This window comes from Seonamhaeicola sp. S2-3, assembly GCF_001971785.1.
Taxonomy (GTDB): domain Bacteria; phylum Bacteroidota; class Bacteroidia; order Flavobacteriales; family Flavobacteriaceae; genus Seonamhaeicola.
Genome location: NZ_CP019389.1, coordinates 69,888 through 94,660, shown reverse-complemented (window position 1 = coordinate 94,660; position 24,773 = coordinate 69,888). Strand labels below are relative to the sequence as shown.

General features: G+C 31.5%; 21 protein-coding genes. 11 read left to right on the top strand and 10 right to left on the bottom strand.

What is annotated here, in order from left to right; translation table 11 throughout:
• Positions 1-39: 39 nt before the first annotated feature.
• From BWZ22_RS00445 to BWZ22_RS00410, 8 genes are all read right to left on the bottom strand, one after another.
• The gene (locus BWZ22_RS00445; RefSeq protein ID WP_076697088.1) at positions 40-2,439 is read right to left on the bottom strand and encodes a TonB-dependent receptor; all 2,400 of its coding nucleotides are present in this window, start codon (positions 2,437-2,439) and stop codon (positions 40-42) included.
• 39 nt (positions 2,440-2,478) lie between these two features.
• On the bottom strand, positions 2,479-2,811 hold the full coding sequence (locus tag BWZ22_RS00440; protein ID WP_076697087.1) for a hypothetical protein: 333 nt from the start codon (positions 2,809-2,811) through the stop codon (positions 2,479-2,481).
• Positions 2,811-3,305, bottom strand: a complete 495-nt coding sequence (locus tag BWZ22_RS00435; RefSeq protein ID WP_076697085.1) for a DUF6787 family protein — start codon at positions 3,303-3,305, stop codon at positions 2,811-2,813. Before BWZ22_RS00435 ends, BWZ22_RS00440 begins: the two co-directional genes overlap by 1 nt.
• Positions 3,306-3,335: 30 nt before the next feature.
• Positions 3,336-3,776 (bottom strand): DUF6146 family protein, encoded by a 441-nt coding sequence (locus BWZ22_RS00430; RefSeq protein ID WP_076697082.1) that lies wholly within the window; start codon positions 3,774-3,776, stop codon positions 3,336-3,338.
• A gap of 214 nt (positions 3,777-3,990) precedes the next feature.
• Positions 3,991-4,629 carry a DUF937 domain-containing protein gene (locus tag BWZ22_RS00425; RefSeq protein WP_076697080.1) on the bottom strand — a complete coding sequence of 213 codons (639 nt, stop codon included), beginning with the start codon at positions 4,627-4,629 and terminating at the stop codon, positions 3,991-3,993.
• Positions 4,630-4,737: 108 nt separating this feature from the next.
• Positions 4,738-5,688 (bottom strand): D-2-hydroxyacid dehydrogenase, encoded by a 951-nt coding sequence (locus tag BWZ22_RS00420; protein WP_076697077.1) that lies wholly within the window; start codon positions 5,686-5,688, stop codon positions 4,738-4,740.
• Positions 5,689-5,816: 128 nt separating this feature from the next.
• A complete protein-coding gene (gene serC, locus BWZ22_RS00415; RefSeq protein WP_076697074.1) occupies positions 5,817-6,881 on the bottom strand; it encodes a 3-phosphoserine/phosphohydroxythreonine transaminase in 1,065 nt (354 codons plus the stop codon).
• Positions 6,882-6,958: 77 nt separating this feature from the next.
• Positions 6,959-8,017, bottom strand: coding sequence for an acyl-CoA reductase (locus BWZ22_RS00410; protein ID WP_076702199.1), 1,059 nt, complete (start codon positions 8,015-8,017; stop codon positions 6,959-6,961).
• A 76-nt stretch (positions 8,018-8,093) separates the two neighbouring features.
• Between BWZ22_RS00410 and BWZ22_RS00405 the strand changes: the two genes are divergently transcribed.
• The 11 genes from BWZ22_RS00405 to BWZ22_RS00355 all read left to right on the top strand — a co-directional run bounded on the left by BWZ22_RS00405 (position 8,094) and on the right by BWZ22_RS00355 (position 23,173).
• Positions 8,094-8,447, top strand: coding sequence for a 4Fe-4S dicluster domain-containing protein (locus BWZ22_RS00405; RefSeq protein ID WP_076702196.1), 354 nt, complete (start codon positions 8,094-8,096; stop codon positions 8,445-8,447).
• Between the two features lie 173 nt (positions 8,448-8,620).
• Positions 8,621-9,715 (top strand): redox-regulated ATPase YchF, encoded by a 1,095-nt coding sequence (gene ychF / locus BWZ22_RS00400; RefSeq protein ID WP_076697072.1) that lies wholly within the window; start codon positions 8,621-8,623, stop codon positions 9,713-9,715.
• 145 nt (positions 9,716-9,860) lie between these two features.
• Positions 9,861-10,355 carry an SRPBCC family protein gene (locus BWZ22_RS00395; RefSeq protein WP_076697069.1) on the top strand — a complete coding sequence of 165 codons (495 nt, stop codon included), beginning with the start codon at positions 9,861-9,863 and terminating at the stop codon, positions 10,353-10,355.
• Positions 10,356-10,478: 123 nt separating this feature from the next.
• Positions 10,479-12,329 (top strand): DNA topoisomerase IV subunit B, encoded by a 1,851-nt coding sequence (locus BWZ22_RS00390; protein ID WP_076697066.1) that lies wholly within the window; start codon positions 10,479-10,481, stop codon positions 12,327-12,329.
• Positions 12,330-12,639: 310 nt separating this feature from the next.
• The gene (locus BWZ22_RS00385; RefSeq protein ID WP_076697063.1) at positions 12,640-15,258 is read left to right on the top strand and encodes a DNA gyrase/topoisomerase IV subunit A; all 2,619 of its coding nucleotides are present in this window, start codon (positions 12,640-12,642) and stop codon (positions 15,256-15,258) included.
• A 346-nt stretch (positions 15,259-15,604) separates the two neighbouring features.
• Positions 15,605-17,203 carry a bacillithiol biosynthesis cysteine-adding enzyme BshC gene (bshC, locus tag BWZ22_RS00380; RefSeq protein WP_076697061.1) on the top strand — a complete coding sequence of 533 codons (1,599 nt, stop codon included), beginning with the start codon at positions 15,605-15,607 and terminating at the stop codon, positions 17,201-17,203.
• Between the two features lie 3 nt (positions 17,204-17,206).
• Positions 17,207-18,577, top strand: coding sequence for an aminotransferase class V-fold PLP-dependent enzyme (locus BWZ22_RS00375; protein WP_076697059.1), 1,371 nt, complete (start codon positions 17,207-17,209; stop codon positions 18,575-18,577).
• A gap of 62 nt (positions 18,578-18,639) precedes the next feature.
• Positions 18,640-20,175, top strand: coding sequence for a glutamine-hydrolyzing GMP synthase (guaA, locus tag BWZ22_RS00370; RefSeq protein WP_076697057.1), 1,536 nt, complete (start codon positions 18,640-18,642; stop codon positions 20,173-20,175).
• A 230-nt stretch (positions 20,176-20,405) separates the two neighbouring features.
• Entirely contained in the window at positions 20,406-22,322 is a 1,917-nt protein-coding gene (locus tag BWZ22_RS00365) for a LysM peptidoglycan-binding domain-containing protein (RefSeq protein ID WP_076697055.1), read from the top strand.
• A 26-nt stretch (positions 22,323-22,348) separates the two neighbouring features.
• Positions 22,349-22,882, top strand: coding sequence for a DUF922 domain-containing protein (locus BWZ22_RS00360; protein WP_076697053.1), 534 nt, complete (start codon positions 22,349-22,351; stop codon positions 22,880-22,882).
• A gap of 63 nt (positions 22,883-22,945) precedes the next feature.
• The gene (locus BWZ22_RS00355) at positions 22,946-23,173 is read left to right on the top strand and encodes a DUF3820 family protein (RefSeq protein WP_076697051.1); all 228 of its coding nucleotides are present in this window, start codon (positions 22,946-22,948) and stop codon (positions 23,171-23,173) included.
• A gap of 158 nt (positions 23,174-23,331) precedes the next feature.
• Here BWZ22_RS00355 and BWZ22_RS00350 read toward each other — a convergent pair whose 3' ends face one another.
• Positions 23,332-23,949, bottom strand: coding sequence for a hypothetical protein (locus tag BWZ22_RS00350; protein WP_076697049.1), 618 nt, complete (start codon positions 23,947-23,949; stop codon positions 23,332-23,334).
• 301 nt (positions 23,950-24,250) lie between these two features.
• The gene (locus BWZ22_RS00340; protein ID WP_076697045.1) at positions 24,251-24,553 is read right to left on the bottom strand and encodes a helix-turn-helix transcriptional regulator; all 303 of its coding nucleotides are present in this window, start codon (positions 24,551-24,553) and stop codon (positions 24,251-24,253) included.
• Positions 24,554-24,773 lie beyond the last annotated feature (220 nt).

The window sequence follows — 24,773 nt, the reverse complement described above, 5'->3', positions numbered from 1 at the left end:
GTTTTTTAATTTTAAATGTGTTATCATTTTTCTTTTATTTTAGTAATTTATTTTAATTTTTAAGTTAAAGTTTCTTCCTAATTCATCGGCAAAATATCGAAGCCTATTAAGGTATTCTCTATACGATGTATTGAATATATTTTCAATATTAAATTCTAGTTTTAATGTTCCTTTTTTAAAAGCTTTAAAGCTTGCGGTACTGTTAAAACCAAATAATGAATAGGCAGATGGGGGAGAGCTAATATCAACATAAACGTAATCGTTAATAGTAGCATCATAGGTGTTAAAATTATAATCAGGATATCTGTTTTGTTGTAATACAGTTTTATGATTTAAACTAATTGATAGTTGGTTTAAATCTTTGTTATAGTAAGATATACTATTTGTGAAATTTGTTGATGGCATATGTATAAGCGGAATATCATTGGTTAAATTATCGCCTTGTAATAAACTTATACTGCCTTGGTAATTTAATGTGTTATTAATTTTCTTGTCAATATCAATATCAACACCAAAAATTATGGCATTAACTTGATTGTATTCCCAAACAGGAAAAGCACCCCTTACTGTTGTAGTGATACCTACAGGAATAAGTTGAACATAATCATTAATATAATTGAAATACGGACTTATGGTAAAGCCAAATTTTTGATTATTTCTTTCTAATGAAAGCATAAACTTATTAGCAATTTCTTTACCAATGGTTAATTTACCAGTTTCAATTCTAGCAGCGCTATGGTGTAAACCATCACTAAATAATTCTGATGGATTAGGCATTCTAGAAGCTAAACCATAATTAAAAAACAGCTCAAAATCGTTACTAAAGTGTCTGTTATAACCTAAGTTAGCCGAAAAGTTATGAAACGAAAACTCCGGATAGGTTAGTGTTTCAGAATTATCTGTTGTTCCAGATTCAAATTCTGGGAACAATTCATCGTAATTATAAGTATCTTCCCAATCTGTGGTATTATACCATTTTGTAGCTTCAATTCTTGAAAAATCGTATCTAAGACCTGCACTTATTTCGCTAAATAAATTGAGATTATAATTGGCTGTGGCATAAATACCGGCATCATATTTCTCAAAATCAGGAATTAAAGGGCTTACACCAGTTCCAGAAATAGCATCGTTTTGTTGAAACCGTAAAAGAAAACCCGTGTTTATTTCTAGGTTATCAAATACATCAATTTGTAAATTAGGTTGTAAAGAAGTTGTAAATAGTCTAAGGTCTATTACAGGAGTGTCTGCTAAATCACCTCTTCTTAAATCGTATTCTTTACGTCTGTTAATTTGAAAATCATACTGTAATGATAATTTACCTAATTTTTTAAAACGCTTGTAAGCTTCAATTTTGCCTAAATGATGCAAAATACTTTGTTTAGGATAACTTATATTATACGAGAAATCTTCTACCACTCTAGGCTCTTTATTATTTATTGCGGTAACTAAATCGTTCACATTACCAATATGAGATGATTTTAGAATGGCAAATTCATTATTTACAATACTGTAATAGGCATTAAAACCTTTTTCAAAACTGTTATATCCTATGCTCATTGAGGCATTAAGATTTCTAAGTCCAGTATTGGTTAAGTAATAGTGAGGAGCTTTAAAATCTCCAAACTGTTTATAACTAGCTTGCAGTTTTGCATAATAACCAGATTTGTAGGTTTTAATAATTTCAGAATTTACATTACCGCCCAAGCCATTTGTGTTAAATGACACCATAGAACTACCAAATAAACTATCTATAGCAGCATATTTTTTAGGTTTAATAAGTATTAAACCTCCAATAGCATCACTACCATATTTAAGGGTATTAGCTCCTTTAATAACTTCTAATGAATTACTAGTATTAATATCAATATTAGGTGCATGTTCGTCTCCCCATTCTTGGTCAAACAAGCGTACATTATTATTAACTATTAAAAGCCTACTGCTATGTAATCCATGAATCATAGGTTTAACAATAGAGTTCCCCGTGTTTAATGATGATACACCACTAATAGTATTTAATGCATCTCCTAAAGATTTATCGGTATAGGTTTCAATTTGTGTTTTAGAAACAGTTTGCTGAATAGCGGTGTTATCTAACTTTGTGTTGGCAGCAACTACAACTTCATTTAATTCTTCTAAATGATGTTCCATATTTATTTCTTTGTAGGTATTGCCGTTAATATCTATTTCCACACGTTTTGTTTCGCAACCAACATGAGAAATAACCAATACTAAAGTGCCATTGCACAAGTTTTTAACAGAGAATTTTCCGTTAATATCTGCAGTTGTATAAGAGTTAAGTGTTTCTATATGAATGGTTGCACCTGCTAAAGGTGTGCCATCATGAAAATCCTTAATTTCACCTAAAAAAGTATATGTGCAGTCTTGAGCATGGGTAATGTTTAAAAAACATAACACCACAATCAATAAATAATGTTTCATTGCAATTTTGTTTATAGTTTAAAAAAAAGAAGTGAAGCTTTAAACTAAAACAGGAGGGCCACGTAATGAAAAGGATAGTGGTTGGTATTTATTTAAAAATTTATAAGAAACAATTGGTGTTTGGTACTGATGAGAGACATTTAACCATTCATTAAATTCATCTGGAATTATGAAATGAGTACTTAGTTGAAATTTAAAAAACTCACATTCAAAATCTACTTGATGGATATGTGTTGAGTTACCACCTTTACAAACAACATGTTTATGATGCTCAAAAACATGAGCAAATTTAATTATAGAAGGCGCTAGAAATGTTGCTACTATTGAAAGAGCAACTAACTTAAAAGCTATATGTTGTTTAAGTTTATGCATTATTCTATAAAGCGTTTTAACCCAAGTCTAGCTAACATTTTTTTTTCAAAATTCCAAAAGAAACCGTATTGCCCAAAAAGCCAGCCTATTGCTACCAATAATATTTGATAGAAAATAAACCCAATAAAAATATATAAAGTCCAATAAGCAAAACTAGGCAGGTTGTCTTTAGTAATGCCAATAAATTTAATAATAGGTTTTCCTATATAAACAGATGATGATCCAGTAATTGCAAATACAAGAAAAATACTAATGAGCTCCCAGCGGTATGAAACATTCCATTTGCTTTCTAGTTGTTTAAAAATGTATAAAACAAGTTTGAGTAGCAAAAAAAATAAGATAGCACTTAGAGCAATGATAAGAGCAATATGTTGTTCTTTTAAGAACACTAAAGATAACCTGAATGAAGAATACGCTAAACCAATTATTCCTAGAAAAGGAAAAATTAGTTGGTAATTTTTATATATCTCCCAACGCTCTTTTAATTTTTTCACAAATGCAATTTAGTTGCAAAAGTATTAAAATTAAATTCTAGGAACAAACGGTCCTAGTCTTTGATTGTATTTCATTTGAAAATATATGAAGTAATTGTATAGTTTATAATTTACTTCGTATCCATAATCAATATTAGGGTCATAATCAATTCTTAATTCATATAGGTTAGGGTTAAACTTGTTAGGTTGTAATACTCTTTGGTTCCATTCAATAACGTAAATGTTATTTCTTGTTTCTAAAAATTGTTGCGAGTAGAAACCTTCTGGTTTAGCTCTAGACACCAACCAAGAGGCATAACCAGGGTCTATTATAATAATTTCGTATTCTAATGCTTCATTAGCTATTTTAACAGTATCACTAACTGCAGTATTTTCTTTTTGTTCATTATTTTTTGAAACGGGCTGTTTTGAAGTATTACAGCCAAAAGCAAGGAATAAACAGGTTATTGTTATGTAAATTAAATTTCTCATGATTAAAAGGTTCAATAATATATAACTCAAATGTAAATTGTAAGCTCAATTTATAAAAGTATAAATGAGTTAACGCTTATTTATGGTGAGTAATTATAATCAATGCTGTATTTAAATTTACAAAAATCATTCCGTAAAGCCTTGTTTTATAATGATTTTAACAAAAAAAAGCCAAACTAAAATGTTTGGCTTTTCGATATACATTTAGGAATTTTTACTTTCCGCCAAAAAGCCCTCCTAATAAACCACCAAGTCCACTTTTCTTTTTATCTCCTCCTAAAACCATACCAGCAACATCATCAACAACACTGCCATCACCATCGGCATCTAAAATAGATTCTAAAAAGCTTTGTTCTTGTTGCGGTGAATTTCCTTTTAACAAACCACCAAGCAAACTTTCTATTCCACCTGGATTACTAATGTTTTGTTGTTTTGATTGTTTCCCCAAAACACCCATTAATATTGGGGCTGCTACTTTTAGTATTTGAGCTACAGAGCCAGCGTCCATTCCAGATTTAGCGCCCAGTGCATTTGTAACATTTTGTTCTTTATTACCTAATACATGCCCTAGAATTTTACTACCATCATCAAGTACATCATTATCAACGCCACCACTAAAAAGACCGCCTAAGTTATCTAATATACTACCGTCATGTTTGTTGCTTAAAGCATTCATTAAGCCTTGAGCTCCTTCAGGAGTTGAAGCATTACGTTTCATGGCTTGCATTAACACAGGTAAAGCCATTGTTAAGACGTCTTGTGTTTTGTTTTGAGGTTGATTGGTTTGACCCGCAACACCACTAACAATGGTTTTCCCTAGGTCACTGTTTAATAAATCTAAAATTCCAGACATAATATTATTTAATTTAAATTGAAAAAAAATGGATTTAGAAGGTACAAAAAAAGTCCCAACTAATATAGTTAGGACTCAAATATAACGTTTAGGTCACATTAAAAAATATTAACCAAGGATACTAATAATTTGAGAAGCTAATTCCGTTCCAATTCTATCTTGAGCTTCATTGGTTGCAGCACCAGTATGAGGCGTTAGAGATAGAGCAGGATTCATAAGTAATTGAATTTCTGGTTTTGGCTCTTTTTCAAAAACATCTAAAGCGGCTCTAGCTACTTTTCCGCTTTCAATAGCTTTAACTAATGCAACTTCATTTACAACACCACCACGCGCAGCATTAACTAAAATAACGCCGTCTTTCATCATGTTAAATTCTGCTTCATCAATAACGTAATCTTTTTGTGCAGGTACATGTAATGTAATAAAATCGGCTTGTTTTAAAACGTCTTCTTTAGAAATAGTTTCAATATCAAAATTTACTTTTTGGCCATCAAAGAAATCTAATTCAAGATTAACTTTATCGATAAACGGATCAAAAGCAATTACTTTCATACCTGCGCCTAAAGCAACTTTTGCTGTAGCTTGACCAATACGACCAAAACCTAAAACACCTAAAGTTTTTCCTTTTAACTCAATTCCTTTAGCATATGCTTTCTTTAATCCTTTAAAGTTGCTATCTCCTTCTAAAGGCATTTCGCGGTTAGCATTATGTAAAAAACGAGCTAAACCATATAGGTGTCCGAACACTAATTCTGCTACAGAGTGAGATGAGGCCGCTGGTGTATTTATAACATGTTTACCTTGTTCTCTTGCATATTCTACATCAATATTATCCATACCAACACCACCACGACCAATGATTTTTAAGTTTGGACAAGCATCAATTAAATCTTTACGAACTGTTGTTGCACTACGTACTAATAGTACAGTAATGTCGTTCTCGTTTATGTAGTTTATTAATTGTTCTTGTGCTACGGTTGTGGTACTTACTTGATATCCTGCTTTTTCTAAGGCATCAATTCCGCTTTGTGAAATACCGTCGTTTGCTAATACTTTCATTTTTTTAAGTTAAAATTTTTAAGTTAAAAGTTAAAAGTTTATAAACTTTCTGTTTTTAACTAAAAGTTAATTTTATTTTAAAGTTTTTAATAGGCTAAAATAAAAAGCTTTTGCCTACAATAAACTGTTTAAGCTTTTCTTTCTAATTCACTCATTACCTCTACAACTACTTTAACACTATCTAGTGTTAAGGCATTGTACATTGAGGCTCTATACCCCCCAACACTTCTATGGCCATTTAAACCAACAACTCCTGCTTCTTTAAGCATGGTATCAAATGTTTCTTTAAGGTTTTCATTTTCTAAAGTAAAGGTTGCGTTCATTAAAGAGCGATCTTCTTTTGTAGCAAACCCTTTAAATAATGGGTTTAAATCTATTTCAGAATACATTAAACGCGCCTTTTTTTCGTTTTCTTTTTCTATAGCAGCAATGCCTCCTTGGTTTTTTAACCACTCTAAATTAAGCATTGAAGTGTAAACAGCAAATACAGGAGGAGTATTAAACATACTTCCTTTACTAATATGCGTTTTATAATCCATCATTGATGGAATTTTACGAGATACTTTACCTAAACAATCTTCTTTAATAACTACTAGAGTTGTGCCTGCTGGCCCCATGTTTTTTTGTGCTCCAGCGTATATAATATCAAATTGAGTAAAATCTAAAGTTCTTGAAAAAATATCACTACTCATATCACAAACCATTGGGATTGGAGAGTTAGGAAATTCTTTCATTTGAGTTCCATAGATAGTGTTGTTTGATGTACAGTGGAAATAATCATAATCTTCAGGGATTTCATAGCCTTTAGGAATATAATTATAGTTAGCATCTTTGGAAGAAGCTACTTCATAAATATCATCATAAATTTTAGCTTCTTTAATAGCTTTTGCAGCCCAAGAACCAGAATTTAAATAACCCGCTCTTTTTTCTAAAAGATTAAGCGCAACCATTAAAAACTGTGTGCTAGCTCCTCCTTGTAAAAATAATGCTTTGTAACCTTTACCTTCTAACCCAAGCAATTCTAGAGCTAGGGCTCTGGCATTCTCCATAATATCTACAAAAGCTTTACTTCTGTGTGAAATTTCTAGGACAGATAATCCACTATTGTCTAAATCTACAACGCCTTGAGAGGCTTTTAATAAGACTTCTGGTGGTAAAATACTTGGTCCTGCACTAAAGTTATGTTTTTTCATTTTGTGTGGTAAAATTTAAAGATGCAAAGTTGGTAATTAATTCAATAAATCATAGTGAAAAATTAATAATTTTTTTACTAAATTGATAATAAAAATTCAACAGAATCGACACTATCTGCATAATCCCAAAGTTGAGGTTTTTGTGTTTGCCCAAATGCAATTTCATTTTCGGTAAATCCATTAGAAGCAATACATTGAATGTGTTGTTCATCAAATTTTAGTTTTTCTTTGAGTTTGTTTGCATTATCATAAAACTCATAAAACACTGTAGCAATAGGTGATGCGTAGCTTTTATCTTCTTTAATCATAAGGAAACCGTTTTCTAACATATCAAACTCACTCATTAAATAAACCGCTTTATTATAATCATAATTATTAGCGTATTTGGTCTCTTCAATAATTGGGTGCCAATGGTAAATAGCTTTAAAGAAGCTATCAAAATTATAATTTTTAGGTACAAATAGTTTAGAAACGTTTCTACATCCAAGCCCGTAGTATCTAAAAATGTCTTCAGATAGATTTTTTAAATCATCTTCCGTTTCGTTACCTGTTAATACAGCTACCGAGTTTCTGTTGTTTCTAATAATAGAAGGTTTGTCTTTAAAATAATACTCAAAATAGCGAGCCGTATTATTACTTCCAGTAGCAATTACGGCATCAAAGTTTTCTATCTTTTCTTCTGTAAAAGAAATACGGCCTTTAAAATTTGGTTCAACATACTCTAAATATTTTGCTAAATAAGGAAGTAGTTGTTTGTCATTGGAAGATTGTTTAACCAAAACATGATGTCCGGAAATTAAAACAGAAAGAAAGTCATGAAACCCAACTAACGGAATATTTCCGGCCATAATAATAGCCACTTTTTTAGGCGATATTTCATTAAAATTATACTTAGAAAGCCACTTAGTAAGGTTTGCTTGTGTTAAAGCATTACTCCAGTTGTTTAAGGCAAAAGCAATGTTTTCTGTGGTAAACCAACCGTTGTGTTCTTCGGCTAATCTTAGTTGGTGTTTAAAACCATCAAAGAATAAATCATTTAATTCAACATTATTTTGTTTAGTAATAACTTTGTTAGAAAATTGTCCTAAAAAATCTCCTAATTTTATAAAAGCATTAATTCTTTCTTGTAAATGCATTCTTAATTTGGTTATGAATGGTTTTGGCGTTATTTTTGCGTCTGCAAATTTAAGCAAACTCAAGAGAAAAAACGGTATGGCAATTATAATAACAGACGAATGTATAAATTGTGGAGCTTGTGAACCTGAATGTCCAAACACTGCAATTTACGAAGGCGCCGATGATTGGCGCTATAAAGATGGTACTAGTTTAGAAGGTACCGTAGTGTTAACTAATGGTGCAGAAGTTGATGCAGACGAAGCTCAAGAGCCAATAAGTGATGAGTTTTACTACATTGTTCCGGATAAATGTACAGAATGTAAAGGTTTTCATGATGAGCCACAGTGTGCTGCGGTTTGTCCGGTAGATTGTTGTGTGCCAGATGAAGACCATGAAGAAACCGAGGAAGAATTATTGGCAAAACAACGTTTTATGCACCCTGAAGATTAGTATATAACTAATATTAATATTATTAAATCCCAAGTTAAAGCTTGGGATTTTTTGTTTTCAATCTAAATAATTAAATCATCTAATAATCAAATCCATCTAAATAACTACATTTGCACTCGCAAAAAACCTAATTAATAGGTTATTGTCTCTTTAATAAAAAAGTCTAAAGAAAAATGAAAGCAGGAATTGTAGGATTACCAAACGTAGGTAAATCAACCTTATTTAATTGTTTGTCTAATGCCAAAGCTCAAAGTGCAAATTTCCCATTTTGTACCATAGAGCCTAATATAGGAGTTGTAAACGTACCAGATCCTAGGTTAGAAAAATTAGAGAGTTTGGTAAATCCAGAACGCGTTTTACCTGCAACTGTAGAAATTGTAGATATTGCTGGATTGGTAAAAGGAGCTAGTAAAGGTGAAGGGTTAGGAAATCAATTTTTAGCAAATATTAGAGAAACAGATGCTATTTTGCATGTGTTGCGTTGTTTTAAAAATGATAATATTGTTCATGTAGATGGTAGTGTAGATCCTATAAGAGATAAAGAAACCATTGATATGGAGTTACAGCTTAAAGATCTTGAAACTGCCGAAAAAAAGTTAGATAAAGTAAAAAGAGCTGCCAAAACAGGTAATAAAGAAGCGCAAGCAGAAGAAGCTGTACTATTAAAAATAAAGGAAGGTTTAGAAAACGGAACATCAGTAAGAGCCTTAGAGTTTAGTGATGAAGATTATGCAGAGTACGTTAAACCCCTACAATTTATCACAGATAAACCTGTTATGTATGTGTGTAATGTAGATGAAGGAGCCGCCGTTTCTGGTAATGATTTTGTAGAACAAGTAAAAGAAGCTGTTAAAGATGAAAACGCCGAAGTTTTAGTTTTAGCCGTAGGTACAGAAGCCGATATAAATGAATTGGAAGATTATGAAGAGCGTAAAATGTTTTTAGAAGATATTGGGTTAGAAGAACCCGGTTCTGCTAAATTAATTAGAGGGGCTTACAAACTATTAAATCAGCAAACCTACTTTACCGCAGGTGTAAAAGAAGTACGCGCTTGGACTATTGATATTGGTGCTACAGCGCCACAAGCTGCAGGTGTTATCCACACCGATTTTGAAAAAGGGTTCATTAGAGCCGAAGTTATTAGTTACGATGATTACGTGTCTTATGGAAGTGAAACTAAAGTAAAAGAAGCTGGAAAAATGCGTGTTGAAGGAAAGAATTATGTTGTTAAAGATGGCGACATTATGCATTTCTTGTTTAATGTTTAAAAAGATATTGTCCCCATAATATCTGCTATAACAATTTTTTTTTTTTGAAGTGACTTTTAGGTTATGTTATGTGTCAATATAAAGGAGTTTAGTTGAATTAAACTTTTTTCCTTCGTAGTGTAACGTGTAATTTATAACCCGAAATATGCCAGTTATTAAAATAGAAACTAAAATTAATGCTAAAATTAAAGACTGTTTTGATTTAGCCCGTAATGTTGATTTTTATCAAGACACTTTAAAAAATAACTTAAAATATTCAAAAGAAATTGCTATTTCAGGTAAGGTTGCTGGTTTGGTTTGTTTAAATGATTATATAACTTGGGAGTCTAATCATTTTGGATTTGTTCAACACCTTACTTTAAAAATATCAGAATTTAAAACGCCATACTTGTTTGTAGAAGAACTGGTTTTTGGAGTTTTTAAAACTTACAGGCATGAACATCACTTTGTAGAGAAAGGTAATAAAACAATAATGACTAATGTCTTTCATTTTGAATTACCTTATGGAATTTTAGGTAAGCTGTTAAGTTGGATGTTCTTTAAAAAATATATGACCAAGTTTATAAAAACTAGAAATAATTTATTAAAAGCAAAGGCAGAAAAACAATTGGTATCTCTCACCAATTTACAGTTTAGATAATATTTTTTTCTACGTTCTCAACAATATTATTGTTGTATTGTTAATTACTTTGTGTTAATGCTATTTTATTTTTTAAGACGTTGTCTTATATTAGCATTCCATCATTAAATTTCACTCTTTTTTATGGCAGTACAATCTAATTATACCGAAGATAATATACGTTCATTAGACTGGAAAGAACATATTCGTATGCGCCCAGGAATGTATATTGGTAAGTTGGGTGATGGTTCATCGCCAGACGATGGTATTTATATCTTGCTAAAAGAAGTTATTGATAACTCCATAGATGAGTTTGTTATGGGGGCAGGAAAAACTATCGAAATTTCTGTTCAAGGAACCAAAGTTATTGTTAGAGATTACGGTCGCGGAATTCCTTTAGGAAAAGTGGTAGATGTAGTTTCTAAAATGAATACCGGAGGTAAATACGATTCTAAAGCCTTTAAAAAATCGGTAGGATTAAATGGCGTAGGTACCAAAGCAGTAAATGCACTCTCAAGTTATTTTAGAGTAGAATCAACAAGAGATGGTAAATCTGCTTCAGCAGAGTTTGAAAAAGGAGAGTTAATCAATAAAGACCTTCTTGATAATACTACACGCAGAAAAGGAACTAAAGTATCTTTTGTTCCAGATGAAAGCATTTTCAAAAATTATAAATTCAGAAGTGAATATATTGTAAAAATGCTTAAAAACTATGTATACCTCAATCCTGGGTTAACCATAGTTTTTAATGGAGAAAAGTATTTTAGCGAAAACGGGTTAAAAGATTTATTAACAGAGAGAACTAAAGAAACAGATTTATTATACCCAATTATACATTTAAGAGGAGATGACGTTGAAGTGGCTATAACCCACAGTAAAACACAATATAGTGAGGAATATCATTCTTTTGTAAATGGGCAAAATACCACTCAAGGAGGGACTCATTTAAATGCTTTTAGAGAGGCTATTGTAAAAACTATTCGTGAGTTTTATGGTAAAAATTTTGATGCGGCAGACATAAGAAAATCTATTATAAGTGCCATTGCCATTAAGGTTATGGAACCCGTTTTTGAGAGCCAAACCAAAACAAAACTTGGCTCTACAGATATGGGAGGAGATTACCCTACGGTTAGAACTTATATAAACGATTTTGTAAAAACCAACCTAGATAACTATTTACATAAAAACCCAGATACTGCAGAAAAAATTCTTAAAAAAATTCTACAAGCAGAACGTGAACGTAAAGAATTATCAGGAATAAGAAAACTAGCAAGAGATAGAGCTAAAAAAGCAAGCCTTCATAATAAAAAATTACGCGATTGTAGAATACATTTCGGAGACACCAAAAACGAAAGGAATTTAGAAACCACACTCTTTATAACAGAGGGAGATTCGGCTTCTGGTAGTATTACAAAGTCTCGAGATGTTAATACACAAGCGGTGTTCAGTTTAAAAGGAAAACCACTTAATTGCTACGGGTTAAGTAAAAAAATAGTTTATGAAAATGAAGAATTTAACCTGTTACAAGCAGCTTTAAATATTGAAGAATCTTTAGAAGATTTACGTTATAATAATGTTGTAATTGCAACCGATGCCGATGTAGATGGAATGCATATTAGATTATTATTAATTACGTTTTTTTTACAATTTTTCCCAGAAATAATAAAAGAAGGGCATTTATACATTTTGCAAACACCACTCTTTAGAGTTCGCAATAAAAAAGAAACCATTTATTGTTATACTGAAGAAGAGCGTATAGATGCTATAGAAAAACTTAAACCAAAACCAGAAATTACTCGGTTTAAAGGGCTAGGTGAAATTTCACCAGATGAATTTAAACATTTTATAGGAAGAGATATACGTCTAGATCCTGTAATGCTTGATGATGATATGTCTATAGATGAATTATTGTCATTTTACATGGGAAAAAACACACCAACAAGACAAGAGTTTATAATAGACAATTTAAAAGTAGAATTGGATATTATTGAGTAAACAGGTGTTTTAATTGTTAAATTAAGATTATTTGTTTGTTAAAATGAGAATTTGATATAAAAATAAGTTAAAATACGATGTAATATCTTAGTTTAAACGTAAATTTGCATTAGAAATAATGTTTAATACCTGTTTGGTTAACAGGACAAAATGAAATTAAGATGTTATATACAAAAGAAAAAAAAGAAGAAAAAAAGAGAAGTTACAAATATTTGTACCAAAATAATAGTAGTGAAGAATTACATTTTTTAAACGCTAAGAAGCTTAAAAAAATTCTTAAAGGTAAACCCCATTTAAATTAAAATAATTAATGATTGAGGAAGGCGAAGATTTAAATAACAAACCAGAAGAGTCAAAAGAAACAATTACCCGGGTAACGGGTATGTATAAAGATTGGTTTTTAGATTACGCCTCATACGTTATACTAGAGCGTGCAGTACCAGCTATTGAAGATGGTTTTAAACCAGTACAGCGTCGTATAATGCACTCTATGAAAGATCTTGACGATGGGCGCTATAACAAAGTAGCAAACATTGTAGGGCATACTATGCAGTATCATCCACATGGAGATGCAAGTATAGCCGATGCCATGGTTCAAATTGGCCAGAAAGATTTGCTTATAGACACCCAAGGTAACTGGGGAAATATACTAACAGGAGATAGCGCCGCGGCCTCTAGGTATATAGAGGCGCGCCTCTCTAAATTTGCTCTAGATGTAGTATATAGCCCTAAAATTACAGAATGGCAAGCTAGTTATGATGGCCGAAGAAAAGAGCCTGTTAATTTACCTGTTAAGTTTCCGTTGCTATTAGCACAAGGTGGCGAGGGGATTGCTGTTGGGCTTTCAACCAAAATATTACCACACAATTTTATAGAGTTAATAGATGCTTCAATTAAGCACTTACAAGGTAAACGTTTTACTTTACTTCCAGATTTTCCAACTGCAGGAATAGCAGATTTCTCAAATTATAATGATGGAAATAGAGGTGGTAAAGTACGTGTTCGTGCCAAAATTTCTCAATTAGATAAAAACACACTTGTAATCACAGAAATACCTTACGGAACTACCACATCATCTTTAATAGATTCTATTTTAAAAGCCAACGACAAGGGCAAAATTAAAATTAAAAAAATAGAAGATAACACCGCTGCTGAGGTTGAAATTTTAGTGCATTTACCATCAGGATTGTCGCCAGATAAAACTATTGATGCATTGTACGCTTTTACTAGCTGTGAATCTTCAATTTCGCCATTAGGCTGTGTCATAGAAGACAATAAACCTCTATTTATAGGGGTTTCAGAAATGTTGCGCCGTTCAACAGATAACACCGTTCAGCTTTTAAAACAAGAGCTAGAAATAAAACTAGGGGAGTTAGAAGAGCAGTGGCATTTTGCTTCACTTGAGCGTATTTTTATTGAGAACAGAATTTATCGTGATATTGAAGAAGAAGAAACTTGGGATGGTGTAATAACTGCTATTGACAAAGGACTAAAACCTCATATTAAACATTTAAAACGCGCCATAACAGAAGACGATATTGTGCGTTTAACCGAAATTAGAATTAAAAGAATTTCAAAATTTGATATAGATAAAGCACAACAAAAAATTGATGCTTTAGAAGAACAAATAGCAGAGGTAAAACATCATTTAGCTAACATTATAGATTACACCATAACTTATTTTAAAAGGCTTAAAAAAGAATATGGAGAAGGAAGAGAGCGTAAAACTGAGATTAGAACTTTTGATGATGTAGATGCCACAAGAGTAGTTATTAGAAACATAAAACTATATGTAAATAGAGCCGAAGGTTTTATAGGAACATCATTAAGAAGAGACGAGTATGTTTGTGATTGTAGTGATATAGATGACATTATTGTTTTTACCAAAGCCGGTAAAATGATGGTTACAAAAGTTGATGCTAAAACTTTTATTGGTAAAGACATTATTCATGTAGCTGTATTTAAAAAGAAAGATAAACGCACCATTTATAATTTAATTTATAGAGATGGTAAAAAAGGTCCTTCATACATTAAGCGGTTTGCAGTTACTGCAATGACAAGAGATAGAGAGTATGATGTAACTAACGGAAACAAAGGCTCACAAATACTTTATTTTTCAGCTAATCCTAACGGAGAAGCAGAGGTTGTTACAGTTCATTTAAGACAAGCAGGAAGTATAAAAAAACTTAAATGGGATATTGATTTTGCCGATATTTTAATAAAAGGGCGCGCATCAAAAGGTAACTTAGTAACAAAATATACCGTAAAACGTATAGAGTTAAAAGAAAAAGGAGTTTCTACCTTAAAGCCCAGAAAAATTTGGTTTGATGAAACCGTACAACGTTTAAATGTTGATGGCAGAGGTGAATTAATTGGTGAGTTTAGAGGTGAAGATAAGCTACTAATAATAAACCAAAAAGGCATAGTTAAAACAGTTACACCAGAGGTTACTATGCATTTTGATGATGATATGGTAGTGCTAGAAAAATGGAACCCCAAAAAACCTATATCTGTAATATATTTTCATGGTGAAAAACAAATCTATTACGTAAAAAGATTTTTAATTGAAAACGAAAATAAAGAGGAAAGTTTTATACCAGATGTTCCTAATTCGCAATTAGAAATTGTTTCTACAGATTGGAAACCAATGGCAGAAATTGTTTTTGCTAAAGAAAGGGGTAAAGACAGAAAAGATAATCTTGAAATTAATTTAGAAGAATTTATAGCCATTAAAGGTATAAATGCTATTGGTAATCAATTAACTAAAGATAAGGTGAATCAAATTAATTTATTAGATCCTTTACCTTATGAAGCTCCAGATGAAGTACATGCTGATGATTTAGAAGTTGTAGATGAAAAAGAAGTATCATCAGAAGACCCAAATGATGATAAAGAAGGTACAGATGATGGGCAAACGGCTTTATTTTAACTAAAAAAGCTATTTAATTTCCATTTTAACACATAAAAAATTTCAGATATTGTAATAGTGTAGCTAAAAGTTAGGCTTATAAATAATTGATATTCAAGATGTTGTTTGTTTTGTTTGTAGTAATATATAGTTTAAACTTATTTAAAACAAACTATGTAATATTTCAAATAACTAGTTTACTAAGAAGGCTTTAGTAAAAATTTACTCCATTTAATTTTTTTAATAAAAGTACCTTTAGAGTTTTATTAAGAAAAGCGTGTTCATATACTCAAAAAACTCTTAACTTATTTTTTAGAAATTCAAAATGTAATAGCTGTATATTTACACCAAAATTTAATAGCACAGTATGTCATCAGACACTATTTCATTTAAACAAACAGGCTATTTTTCATCATTAATTTGCAATTATATAGATGGAAACCCAGATTTAAAACCGTTTTATAATAGATTTCCAGAAGTAGATAATTTTCAAGTACAAATAAAGGAAAAACAACAGTCTGCTTTAGTTTCAAATTCTAATAGAAACGTTTTAGTAAAAGTTTTAAAAGAGCAATATAAAAACCTTAACACTTCAGATTTAACTTTACAGAATATTGAAGCTTTAAAAAGCGATAAAACTTTTACAATTACCACAGGGCATCAGCTTAATTTGTTTACGGGACCGCTTTATTTCCTATACAAAATAGTATCAACAATTAATCTTACCAAAGAATTAAAAAAACAATATCCAGAGTTTAATTTTGTGCCCGTTTATTGGATGGCTACAGAAGATCACGATTTTGATGAAATAAACTACTTTAATTTTAAAGGAAAAAAAATTCAATGGAATAGAGAATCTTATGGAGCTGTAGGCGAATTGTCAACTAAAGGATTAGAAGATGTTTTAGAAGTTTTAAAAGGTGAATTTGGCCATAGCAATAATGCAGAATATTTAAAAGAACTATTTAAAACCGCATACTTGCAACATAACAACCTTGCAAGTGCTACTAGATATTTAGCTAATGAACTTTTTAAAGCCTATGGTTTAGTTATTATTGATGCTAATAACAAAGAATTAAAGCGTTTGTTCATTCCTTATATTGAAGACGAATTGCTTAATAATACGTCTTTTAAAGCGGTTTCAGAAACTAGTAAAGAGCTCTCGAAAAATTATAATATTCAAGTAAACCCAAGAGAGATTAATCTGTTTTATATTACAGATAATTTACGTGAACGTATTGTTTTTGAAGATGGTGTTTATAGTGTTTTAAATACCAATATTTCTTGGAGTAAAAGTGAAATTCAAAAAGAACTAGCAGAGTTCCCAGAACGGTTTTCACCCAATGTTATTATGCGTCCGCTATACCAAGAGGTAATTTTACCTAATCTCTGTTATATTGGTGGCGGCGGTGAGTTGGCTTATTGGTTTCAGCTAAAACAAATGTTTGGTAAATTTAATGTAACTTTTCCAATATTGTTACTCCGTAATTCAGTGTTAATTCAAACCGAAAATCAATTTAAAAAACTAAAAAACCTAGGTGTTTCTAAAGAAGATATCTTTTTAAAAAGAGACACCTTTATTAATAAAAAAGTGAGAGAAATATCTAATATTGAAATAGATTTTTCTGAACAAAAACAGCATTTAAAAAAACAGTTTGAAACATTATTTTCTTTAGCAAAACAAACCGATAAATCCTTTTTAGGAGCTGTAAAAGCACAAGAAGTAAAACAATTAAAAGGCTTAGATAAATTAGAAAAACGATTGTTAAAGGCTCAAAAAAAGGTGCTGTCAGATCAAGTTTTTCGAATGACAGAACTTCAAAACCAATTGTTTCCAAACGGAAGTTTGCAAGAGCGTAATACCAATTTTTCTGAGTTTTATTTAGAGTTTGGTGAAAATTTAATCCCTAAACTTATAGAAAATTTAAAACCACTTCAAAGTGAGTTTCTAATATTAAAAATGTAACTAATGCATAAGATTGATATAGATTTAGTTGAAATGACTATGGATGTAATGAAATATACCATAGATAGGGTTTCAGCTACCAAAAGAGCAATAGGTAAACCTAAAAAAGAAGAAGAATTAAAGGAACTAGTAGGAGAAACCATTACACCAGAAGGAATAGGAGGTGAGTATGCTTTTAAGTTATGGAAAAAACACTTATCAAAAGCCACTGTACCCATAGATCACCCAAGGCATTTAGCTTTTGTATCTGCAGCACCAACTAGAGCTGCTATTATGTTTGATTTGGTAACATCGGCTTCAAGTATTCACGGAGCTTATTGGATGGAAGGGGCTGGTGGTATTTTTTGCGAAAATGAAGCAATGAGTTGGATAGTGTCATTAACAGGATTACCCCAAGGCGCTTTTGGTGTTTTTACAAGCGGAGGTACTGCAGCAAACCTATCGGCTATTGTTACAGCACGAGAATACTGGAGAGAAAATGAGGCTTTTAAATCAGAAAAAGGATTAATTATAACCTCTATTGGGGCGCACTCATCAATAAAAGCAATGGCTAAAGTTGCCGATGTTGATATTTTGTTAGTAGATACTGAAGATGTTTTACATGGTGAAGCCTTAAAAAATTGCATAAATAATTTAACAGAACAGCAGCGTAAACGTTTGTTTGCGGTAGTAGCAACAGGAGGCACAACAAATGCAGGTATTATTGATGATTTAGATGGAATAGCTTCGGTTTGCGAAAAAGAAAATTTATGGTTTCATGTAGATGCTGCTTACGGTGGAGGCGCTTTAGTAGCAGACTCTGTAAGGCATTTGTTTAAAGGCATTGAAAGAGCTGATAGCATTACAATAGATCCTCATAAATGGATGTTTTCTCCGTATGATTGCGGAGCCGTAATTTATAAAGATCCAGAATTAGCTAAAAGAGCACATGCACAAGAGGGATCTTATTTAGAAATATTTAAAGACGAAGGTGCCAATGGGTTTAATCCGTCAGATTATCAAATTCAACTAACAAGGCGTGTAAGAGGTTTACCTTTATGGTTTTCTTTAGCTATGCATGGCACAGAGAAATATAAAGAAGCCGTAGAGCGTGGATTAGAATTAGCACAAATAGCGGGTAAAATGATAGCAGAAAAACCACATGTTGAATTGGTAAGAGACCCAAGTTTATCTTGTGTTTTATATAGAAGAAAAGGATGGAATGCAGATGATTATAAACATTGGACTTATGAGAATCACAGAAAAGGATTTGCTTTAGTAACTCCTACAAAATGGCGAAAACCCGATGGTTTTGAAACCGTATCACGCTTCTGTTTTATTAATCCAGACACCACAGAAGATGATATTGAAGCTATTTTAGATTCTATGGTTTAAAACTTGTTAAAAAAATACGTACTCGTAATTTCTCATTATAAAATCAATTATTACTTTTGCGCATGCAACATGACAAGGTACTAATTTTAGACTTCGGATCGCAATACACACAACTTATTGCTCGTAGAGTTAGGGAACTCAACATTTATTCCGAAATACATCCATTTAATAAAATTCCAAACAACCTACAAGAGTATAAAGCGGTTATACTTTCTGGTAGCCCAAATTCTGTTAGAGGGGAAGATGCATTGCATCCAGATCTTTCAGAAATTCGCGGTAAAAAACCAGTATTAGCCGTTTGTTACGGAGCACAATATTTGGCACATTTTTCTGGTGGAGAAGTGGCACCTTCAAACACAAGAGAGTATGGGAGGGCTAATTTATCGTTCATAAAAAGTAATGAGCCATTTTTTGCACATATTCATACTGGTAGTCAAGTTTGGATGAGTCATTCAGATACTATTAAACAATTGCCTACTAATGGCGTTTTAATAGCTAGTACGCATGACGTTAAAAATGCAGCTTATAGAATTGAAGGCGAAGAAACGTATGCCATTCAATTTCATCCTGAAGTATACCATTCTACCGATGGAAAACAACTATTAGAGAATTTTTTAGTAAGTATTGCTGGCTTACACCAAGATTGGACACCAGACTCTTTTATAGAAGAAACTGTAGAAGCCATTGAAGAAAAAGTAGGTAATGAAAAAGTAGTTTTAGGTCTTTCAGGTGGAGTAGATTCTACGGTAGCGGCAGTATTGTTAAACAAAGCTATAGGCAAAAACTTGTACTGCATTTTTGTTAATAATGGTTTATTGCGCAAAAATGAATTTGAAAATGTACTAAATCAATATGAAGGCATGGGGCTTAACGTAAAAGGGGTTGATGCATCAGCACGTTTTTTAAATGCCCTAAAAGGTATTGAAGACCCAGAGCAAAAACGTAAAGCTATTGGTAATGCGTTTATTGAAGTTTTTGATGATGAAGCTCATAAAATTGAAGATGTTACCTTTTTAGCTCAAGGTACTATTTATCCCGATGTTATTGAAAGTGTATCTGCTACAGGAGGACCTTCAGCAACTATAAAAAGTCATCATAATGTTGGTGGATTACCAGACTTTATGAAACTTAAAATAGTAGAACCATTACGCGCCATTTTTAAAGATGAAGTGCGTAGAGTAGGTAAGTCTTTAGGAATTAACCCCGAGCTTTTGGGACGTCATCCATTTCCTGGTCCTGGATTAGGAATTAGAATTCTAGGAGATATTACTGCCGAAAAAGTGCGCATTCTGCAAGAGGTAGACCATATTTTTATTAGTGGTTTAAAAGAATGGGGACTTTATGATAAAGTATGGCAAGCAGGTGCTATGTTGTTGCCAGTAAATAGCGTTGGTGTTATGGGTGATGAGCGTACTTACGAAAAGTGTGTGGCTTTAAGAGCTGTAGAAAGTACCGATGGAATGACTGCCGATTGGGTAAACCTGCCTTATGAATTTCTTCAAAAAATATCAAATGATATAATAAATAAAGTAAAAGGCGTTAATAGAGTAGTTTATGATATAAGCTCTAAACCACCTGCAACCATCGAATGGGAATAATGGCGTGATAAAGTAAAAATTAGCGTGTCATAAAAAAGCAGTAAAGTAAAGGGCTTAGGGTATTTATAGCTATTTATAAATAGTAGTGTCAACTTAATTTCACAAAGTTTCGTATATATTTACATGAGTTTATAAATTTTTCCCTTTTTGGCATACTATATGATTTAGGTAACCTATATGTAGTAAAATTTTATAGATTTAACCTTTAACAAAATAAATAACAACGTTAAATGACTAAATTCTTTTCCATTTTTTGTTTTCTATGTTTTTTTGGTTTTGGCATAGTACAGGCACAAAATTACAGCACACATAAAGTTAAAAAAGGCGAAACTGTTGAAGGTATTGCTAAACAATATTACGTTACACCTCTTGATATTTACAAGTTAAATCCAGAGGCAAAAGCGGGGTTAAAACCCAATACCATTTTAATAATTCCAAAGTCTAAAGTTGAAATAAAAACAACGGTAGTTAAGGAATTACAAGGATTTAAAACCCATAAAACAAAAAGAAAAGAAACTTTATATAGTTTATCTAAGAAGTACAATGTAGAAGAAGCAGATATAAAAAAGCATAATAAGTTTTTGTATGCAAACCCACTAAGAAAGGGTGATAAACTTCAAATACCTATTTTTAAAACTACAGAAGTTACAGAAGCCGTAGAACCTTATAGAACTTACATAGTTAAACCTAAAGAAGGAAAATGGCGAATAGCTTATAAGTTTGGAATTACCATAGCTGAATTAGAAAGTATAAATCCAGATATGGGAGAGGTTTTAAAAGAAGGTCAAGAAATTAAAGTACCTAATATAGAAGATGAAGCAGAAAAAGTAGTAGATGAAGAATTTAGTTATTACAAAGTATTACCAAAAGAAGGTTTTTATAGGTTAAAATTAAAACTAGGCTTAGAACAATCTGAAATAGAAGCACTAAACCCTGGTTTAGCTGAAAGTGGCCTAAAAGCAGGTATGATTCTTAAAATACCTTTTAATGAAGCTCTTTCTGAAGAAAAGGAACATAAAATTAATTTAGTAGATAGTATTTCTGATTATACTACCAAGCATATTGCTGTTATGTTGCCTTTTAGATTGAGTAAGGTAGATTTTGATTCTATTTCAGGTATTAAAAAAAGTATTAAAAGAGACCCCTATTTAGATGCGTCGTTAGACTTTCATTCAGGGGTATTAATGGCTGTAGATTCTTTAAAAGCTTTAGGTATTTCACTTAAAGTTGATGTCTTTGACACAAAAAATCAAATAAGTGAAGTAGCAGATATTATTGATAATAATAATTTAGAAGAAGTAGATGCAGTTATTGGTCCGTTAACATCAAAGAACTTTGAAAAAGCAGCTTCTAAATTAAAGGCAGCACATGTTCCTGTAGTATCACCCATTGGTACAAACTTAAAATTGTATGATAATGTTTTTCAATCTAGAGCATCAGATGATTTGCTTAAAAGAAAAGTTGTAAATTTTGTAAAGGCAGATACGTTATCAAGTAATATTGTAATTATTTCAGATTCAAAACATACAGCTATATCAAACAGTTTAAAACAAGAATTTATTGCTGCAAAGCAAGTGTACTCTAAGAAAGATAAAGAAGGAGCAGATAAATATTATGTAAACAGACAAGATATTGAAAAAGTTTTAAAACCAGGTAATAACATGGTGTTTTTAGAAACCAAAAACTCTGGGTTTGTCTCAAACGTAACAAGTATTTTGGCATCTTTAATTCAAAAAGACGATAAAGCAAAAAGAATTGAACAACGAGATATTGTTTTAATAACCACCAATTTTAATAAAGCATTTGAAGGCGATGAGGTATCTAATGAGCATCTATCTAAACTTCAATTTCATTATGCAACCACCTCTAAAAGTTATGATGAAACCAATTCTTTTGTAAAGAACTATAAACGTAAATATAATATAACACCAAACAAAAGAGCCGTAAAAGGTTTTGATTTAACAATGGATGTTGTGTTGCGCTTAGTGTCTTCTGATGATTTATTTATGTCTGTAAAAAAAGCACCAGTTACAGAATATGTAGAAAACAAATTTGCTTACAAAAAGAAAATGTTTGGAGGTTACTATAATGACACGGTGTATTTAGTTAAATATCAAGATTTAACAATTGTAGAAGTGAAACAATAAGCTAATTAGCTTTACGTTTTAAATTTGTGATTAGAATTCTTATTGTTTTCTGTAGTTTTTTTCTAATTCAAGATGAACCCGTATTATCTTGGAAAGAGTCTTACAAACTCACTTGGTCTGATTTTAAAGGCACACCTAATTTACGTGATAGTGCAGTAGCGGTTACAGCTTCTGGTGTTTCTTTTGGGTTTTCCATTAAGCAAACTAACAAGGAAGTAACTGATTTTTCTACTCAAGTACATGCACATTTTTATCCAGAACAATCTTGGTATAAACCAGATAGGGCAGACCTTCATGTATTAAGCCATGAGCAGTTACATTTTGATATTACCGAGTTGCATGCCAGAAAGTTAAGGTATGAGATTAGTAAACTTAAAATAACAAATCATGTTAAAAGAGAGTTGAAAACTCTTCAAAAAAACATTAATATAGAATTAAAAAAGTTACAGGATAAATACGATTTAGAAACCAATTTTTCTAGAAATAAAGAAGCTCAGGCACAATGGGAAACCTATATTAGCCATGAGCTAAAAAAGTTTTCAAAGTATAAATCAAATTAATATTACTAACTTTTACATAAGTTAGATGCTTTTACCTCAAGTATAATAGATTTATTAAAAACTATGATTCCAGATAAAGAATTCCTTTTAAAGCTAGCACATACTAAAATGCCCTATGGCAAGTATAAAGACCGTTATTTAATAGACCTTCCTGAGTATTATGTGGTTTGGTATCATAGAAAAGGATTTCCTAAAAATAAATTAGGAGATATGCTTACCACAGTTTATGAATTAAAAGTAAATGGTTTAGAATATTTAGTAAGAAATATTAAAAAAGAATATCCAAGATAATAGCTATTAAAGCAAGGGTTAAATAAAAGTACCTATGGTAAATTGGTTATACTGTGGGATTAAAAATCCCCAACCACTAATATTATTATTTTGGTATTCGGTATTAATACTAGCCACAATAGTGTGCTTTTTATTGGGTTGAAAGGTGTCTTTGATGTTTAAAGAATAGGTGTTTTTAATAAACTCGAGTTCTTTGGTATTATTTGGTTAGGGTATATTACCATGAGATGTTGGATCGATTGTTCTTCTCGATTATTATTTTGATAACCTATATCTAAAAATAATGTATGTTTATCTATAGATGTGTTATTGATAACCTTAAAATGATTTACTTTATGGTATGGTAAATCTATATCTCTGTTAGAAGCATCGTAATCTATCTCAGAGACTCTAACTTCTAGACTATGTGCATTAGCAAAAAAGCCATTTTTAGCATAGACATTGCTGATAAAAGTTTCTGAGGTTATATTATTAAATGAGGTTATATTATTAAAATTGTAACCAATGCTGAAATTAGCATTAGCTTCACGTCCTGCTGTATTTCTTAAATCATTATCATGAAGTTCAAAAATGTAGTTTTCATAATTAATTTTATTTGTTGGTACTTTATAGTCACCATAATCTCTATAAGTTATGCGTGTACGGTAAAACCATTTTTCTTTCCGTTTTTGTAAACCTACAGAAACACCTAATAAATAATTATTACTTTCTGCTAAAAGGTTTACTTCACCATTAAAAGAGTTTTCAAGAGGCAATTTATGGGGTTCAATATCCACAACACTAGGAATAGCATCTGAGTCATAAACTAAAGAAGCAGCACCTTTTATTATTTTAATGTTCTCAATACCATATTGGTCACAAAAGGAGGGATGGCGTTGTAATAATAACAGTTTAATGCAATGAACAAACCGCCAAGAAGGTTCATATATTTACCGTAGTCTAAATACCGCTTGTTTTGTAAAAGGGGTAGGGTATAAGCCAGAATGATTAATCCCGAACCCGACCAACCTAAGAAGTCGAAGAGTAGCTTCATAGTTTGTTATATTGCAAATTGTCGATATATTGAGTTAAATTTTTTTAGCTAATAAAGTTGATATACTCTTGAATGATTTTTTCATTTCTTTTCAGATAGGACCATTTGCCGTGTCGTGTTGAAATGAGCAAACCACATTTTTCCATATTGGATAAATAGGTAGAAATGGTAGATTGTGAAAGACCTGCCTTTTCTTGAATGTAGGTTACGCAAACCCCGTCGTTAAAATGCTTTAAGGTCTTATGGGGCGGGAAGTTTTTTTCCGGCTCCTTCAACCATTCCATAATTTGCAATCGCGTGTGGTTAGACAAACATTTTCCTATTTCAGTAGCTTGTTTTAAATTCATGTTTCAAATATATCTATAATTTTCGATATGTGGAAGTGGTTAACGAGTTTTTTGTATGAATATTTGTTGAGATATAGGTAGTAAAAACCTCAAAACCCCATTTCGTTTCCAACGGTTGTGGCGTATTTTACAAGCTTGGCAACGGTTTTGTTTAATTCGTTTTTGCGCTTTATTAAAAGTGAAGTTCCTTGATAAATAGTATTAAAAACACTACTTATCA